General features: G+C 56.0%; 5 protein-coding genes. All 5 read left to right on the top strand.

Annotation, left to right across the window (positions count from 1 at the left end; genetic code table 11):
* Positions 1-700 (top strand): dihydrolipoamide acetyltransferase family protein (locus L692_RS0122390; protein WP_025702213.1); only part of this gene is annotated, 700 nt, incomplete at its 5' end.
* A gap of 3 nt (positions 701-703) precedes the next feature.
* Complete coding sequence (gene lpdA / locus L692_RS0122395; RefSeq protein ID WP_025702214.1) at positions 704-2,119, top strand: dihydrolipoyl dehydrogenase; 1,416 nt, start codon at positions 704-706, stop codon at positions 2,117-2,119.
* Positions 2,120-2,391: 272 nt separating this feature from the next.
* A complete protein-coding gene (gene thyA / locus L692_RS0122400) occupies positions 2,392-3,186 on the top strand; it encodes a thymidylate synthase (RefSeq protein WP_025702215.1) in 795 nt (264 codons plus the stop codon).
* 53 nt (positions 3,187-3,239) lie between these two features.
* Entirely contained in the window at positions 3,240-3,731 is a 492-nt protein-coding gene (locus L692_RS0122405; protein ID WP_025702216.1) for a dihydrofolate reductase, read from the top strand.
* A 244-nt stretch (positions 3,732-3,975) separates the two neighbouring features.
* The coding region (locus L692_RS0122410; protein ID WP_025702217.1) for a glutamate synthase subunit beta at positions 3,976-5,267 on the top strand (1,292 nt) is incomplete at its 3' end.

Genomic DNA, 5,267 nt, shown 5'->3' on the forward strand with positions numbered 1-5,267 from the left:
TGAGGAAGAGCGCGTACCGTTCAAGGGCATCCGCAAGGCGATTGCGAACGCCATGGTCAAATCGGCTTATACCGCTCCGCACGTAACGATTATGGACGAAGTGGATGTAACCGAGCTGGTCGCTTTCCGCACACGCATGAAGCCTGTCGCCGAGAAGAAGGGTGTGAAGGTTACCTATCTTCCGTTCATCGTCAAGGCGCTCGTCGCGGCTTCGCGTCAGTTCCCGGCGCTTAATGCGACCATCGACGAAGAAGCGAATGAAATTGTGTACAAGAAATATTACAACATCGGCATCGCCACTGATACGGAGAATGGCCTGATCGTTCCGGTGATCAAGGATGCCGACCGCAAGAGCATCTGGATGATCGCATCGGCGATCAGCGACCTGGCCGCCCGCGGCCGCGAAGGCAAGCTGAACCCGAACGAAATGAAGGGCAGCACCATTTCCATCACGAACATCGGCTCCGCCGGGGGCATGTTCTTTACGCCGATCATCAACTTCCCTGAAGTGGCCATTCTCGGAACGGGCCGCATCAGCGAGAAGCCGGTGGTGAAGAACGGCGAGATCGTGGCCGCTCCGGTCATGGCTCTGTCCTTAAGCTTTGACCATCGCATTATCGACGGCGCAACCGCGCAGAACTTTATGAACTACATTAAATCGCTGCTCGCCAATCCGGAGCTGCTGGTTATGGAGGTGTAAGATATGGTAGTGGGAGACGCTTCACTTGATATTGATACATTGGTAATTGGTGCGGGTCCAGGCGGTTATGTGGCGGCCATCCGGGCTGCCCAGCTCGGACAAAAGGTGCTTATCGTGGACAAGTCCGAAGTCGGCGGCGTATGTCTGAACCGCGGATGCATCCCGTCCAAAGCGCTGATCTCGGCGGCTCACCAGTATGAATCCGCCAAGCACGGCGAAGCCTTCGGCGTTAGCGCCGAGAACGTCAAGGTGGACTTCACCAAGACGCAGGAGTTCAAGTCCAGCGTCGTCAAGAAGCTGACCGGCGGCGTCGCCGGCCTGCTGAAGGGCAACAAGGTTGAAATCTTCAACGGCGAATGCATGTTCATCAGCACAACGGAAGCGCGTGTATTCAACGACCATGAATCGCCGCGCTACCGCTTCAAGAACTGCATCATCGCGACCGGCTCCCGTCCGATCGAGCTTAAGCCGTTCCCGTTCGGCGGGCGCATTCTGTCCTCCACCGAGGCGCTTGAGCTGCCGGAAATTCCGAAGAGCCTGATCGTTATCGGCGGCGGCTACATCGGCGCCGAGCTGGGGCAGATGTACTCCAAATTCGGCACCAAAGTAACGATTATCGAAGGCATGGATACTGTTCTGCCGGGCTTCGACAAGGATATGACCCGTCTTGTAGCCAAGAGCATGGCGAAGACTGGCATCGAGATCGTGACGAATGCCAAGGCGGAGAGCGCGGCGCAGACCGACAAGGATGTCACCGTGAAGTATTCCGTGGGCGGCGAGTCCAAGGAAGTTACGGCTGAATACCTGCTTGTCACCGTTGGCCGCCGTCCGAACACGGACGGCGAGCTGGGACTCGACCTGATCGGCGTCGAGCTGGATGAGCGCGGACTGATCAAGGTCGACCATCAGGGCCGCACCAACATTCCGAACATCTTCGCGATCGGCGACGTGGTTCCGGGCCTTGCGCTCGCCCACAAAGCTTCCTATGAAGGTAAAATTGCCGCCGAAGCGATTGCGGGAAAGAAATCCGTTGTCGACTACAAAGTGATTCCGGCCGTCGTGTTCACCGATCCGGAATGCTCCAGCGTCGGCCTGACGGAGAAGGAAGCGAAGGACAAAGGCTATAAAGTCAAATCCGGCAAATTCCCGTTTGCGGGCAACGGCCGCGCCCTGTCCCTGAACAATCCGGACGGCTTCATCAAGATTGTCGCCAATGAAGAGAACAACATCGTGCTCGGCGCGCAAATCGTCGGCATCGAAGCTTCCAATCTGATTGCCGAGCTGGGTCTTGCCATCGAAATGGGCGCTACGCTTGAAGATATTTCGCTGACCATTCACGGCCATCCGACACTGGGCGAGGTCGTGATGGAAGCGGCAGAACTGGTCGAAGGACATCCGATTCATGTGCTGACCCGCTAATTATGCGAGCATGAAGCCTGCGCCAAGCAGGCGAGACAGAATAGGGCGAAGACGCATAAGCGTTTTCGCCCTATTTTGATAAGAAAGAATATGCCGATCCCTGATTCACCGTCTTGATTTCTGCGAGAACCGGCTCTTAGGCTCCTGATGGATGAAGAAGCTGCTGCCTCAGGCGCCGTCTTGGCTATCCTTTTCTATAGTTTGGTATGTTACATGGGGACGTAAGTCATGATAGAATTAGAAGATCATATGAATGGAGGAGCGTTGAAGGCTTGCGTAAATATTTGGAGCTTTTGCAGGATATATTGGATCATGGCTCGCATAAGAGCGACCGTACGGGAACGGGTACTCTATCCGTATTCGGCCGCCAGCTTCGCTTCGATCTGTCGGAAGGGTTCCCGCTGATGACGACGAAGCGGATTCATCTGAAATCGGTGGTGCATGAGCTTCTCTGGTTCCTTAAGGGCGAAACGAATATCGCCTATTTGAAAGAGAATGGCGTTACCATATGGGATGAATGGGCGGATGAGAACGGAGAGCTGGGACCGGTATACGGCTCGCAGTGGCGCGCCTGGGAAAGCGCGGACGGGCGTCATATCGACCAGATTTCGAATGTGATTGATTCGATCAGGAACAACCCGGATTCACGCAGGCATATGGTAAGCGCATGGAACGTGGGCGAGATTGATGAAATGAAGCTGCCGCCCTGTCACTTCGTCTTTCAGTTCTATGTGGCGGACGGCAAGCTGTCCTGCATGCTTACCATGCGGTCGGTGGATACGTTTCTCGGCCTGCCGTTCAATATTGCCAGCTACGCCCTGCTGACGCATATGGTGGCCCAGCAGACGGGGCTTGAGCCGGGTGAATTCATATGGTCCGGCGGGGATGTGCATATTTATACAAATCATCTGGAGCAGGTGGCGACGCAGCTGGCCAGAGAGCCGTATGAGCTGCCGAAGCTTGTCATCCGCCGAAAGCCGGACAGTATCTTCGACTATACCTTCGAAGACTTCGAGTTTGAAGGCTACCGTTATCATCCGGGAATCAAAGCGCCTGTCGCCGTGTAGCAGACATTTTGCAGGCGGATTTCATAACGGCATAAGAGGAGGGAAGCATATCGATGAGCATTAGCTTGATTTGGGCCATGGGCGAGGGCGGGGTCATCGGCAAGGATGGCGGCATGCCTTGGCGGCTGCCGCGGGATTTCGCCTTCTTCAAGGCGCAGACGATGGGCAAGACGATGCTGATGGGCCGCAAAACCTGGGATTCCCTGGGGAGAAGAGCGCTTCCGGGAAGAACAAGCGTGATCCTGACCCGTGACGAAGGCTTCGCTCCCGAAGGGGCGGAAACCGTTCATAGCCTGGAGGAGGCGCTTGAGCTTGGCCGGGGGCAGGACGAACTGATGGTGATCGGCGGGGCGGAGATATACCGGATGACGCTGCCTTTTGCCGACAAGCTGATTGTTACCCGGATTGAGGAGTCTTTTGCAGGCGATACATTTTTTCCCGAAACGGACTGGAGCAAGTGGCATGAAGTGTCCAGCACGCAGGGAATCCGCGACGAGAAGAATCCGTATGATTACCGGTTTGTCGTGTATGAGCGTTCGGAATAATCAGCGCCCCGGATCGGTTCAAGCCGAGACATGAAGACCTGGTTATCTAACATAACATGTGAAAAAAGTACAAACAATCGGCAGATTAGTCCATTAACGTGTGAAAGTTAAGGATGCTAATATAATTAAAATTAGAAATGTTAGGCCCTTTAATCATGTACATGAATTTTATTGCGCCGAATGCAGCAACAGGTTCAAATTGTACAGCAACAACATGACGAGAACGGATGGGGGAATCGATAATATGTCTACACCAACTGGATTTATGGAATATAAAAGACAGCTTCCGGGCGACCGCGATCCCGAGCAGCGGGTTAAGGACTGGCATGAGTTCCACGAGCATCTGTCCGAAGATGAGCTGCGGACGCAGGGCGCGCGCTGTATGGACTGCGGAACGCCGTATTGTCATACGGGCATCGACATGGCCGGCGGCACTTCGGGCTGTCCGGTGCATAATCTTATTCCCGAATGGAACAATCTCGTATATCAGGGATTGTGGAAGGAAGCGCTGGAGCGTCTGCACAAGACCAATAATTTCCCGGAGTTTACCGGCAGCATCTGTCCGGCTCCCTGCGAGGGCTCCTGCACGGTCGGCCTGATTGGGCAGCCGGTGACAATCAAGACGATCGAGCTGGCGATTATCGACAAAGGCTTCGAGGAAGGCTGGGTTGTGCCGGAGCCTCCGGAGAAGCGCACAGGCAAAAAAGTCGCGATTGTCGGCTCCGGACCTGCCGGACTCGCAGCAGCGGCGCAGCTTAACAGAGCGGGCCATTTGGTTACCGTCTACGAGCGCAGCGACCGGGTCGGTGGACTCTTGACCTACGGCATCCCGACGATGAAGCTCGACAAGCGCGTTGTGCAGCGCCGGGTCGACCTGCTGGCGGCTGAAGGCGTCGCCTTCGTCGTTAACACGGAGATCGGCAAGGACATTCCGGCACAGCAGCTGGTGGATGAGTACGATGCCGTCGTCCTGTGCGGCGGGGCGACCAAGGCTCGCAAGTTCACTGCCGAAGGCAACGATCTGAACGGTGTCATGTACGCCATGGATTATCTGAACGGCACGATCAAGAGCTACCTGAATTCGGAGCTTGCGGACGGCAACTTCGTGTCTGCGGAAGGCAAGGACGTGATCGTGCTGGGCGGCGGCGACACCGGCTCCGACTGCGTGGCTACGGCGCTCCGTCACGGCTGCAAGAGCATTACCCAGTTCGGCACACATGACAAGGCGCCTCTGGAGCGCGACCCGATCGCGAACCCGTGGCCGCAGTTCCCGAATGTGTATACGCTGGATTATGCGCAGGAGGAAGCGAAGGCGGTATTCGGCAATGACCCGCGCGAATTCTCGATTATGACGACAAAGTTCGTCGGCGACGAGAACGGCAACCTCAAGGAGCTGCATACGGTGAACATTCACCGGATAGTCGATGAGACCGGCCGGAAAATTTATCAGCCGATCCCCGGCACAGAAAAGGTCTATCCGGCGCAGCTCGCGCTTATCGCCATCGGCTTTGACGGACCGGAGCAGGGGCTGGGCCC

This window comes from Paenibacillus forsythiae T98, from assembly GCF_000520735.1.
In the GTDB taxonomy this organism is placed as follows: Bacteria; Bacillota; Bacilli; order Paenibacillales; family Paenibacillaceae; genus Paenibacillus_AQ; species Paenibacillus_AQ forsythiae.

What these genes read in the sequence shown, in the direction of transcription:
- L692_RS0122405 (WP_025702216.1), top strand. Translation starts at nt 3,240, where the DNA reads ATGAGCATTAGCTTGATTTGGGCCATGGGCGAGGGCGGGGTCATCGGC.
- lpdA (WP_025702214.1), top strand. Translation starts at nt 704, where the DNA reads ATGGTAGTGGGAGACGCTTCACTTGATATTGATACATTGGTAATTGGT.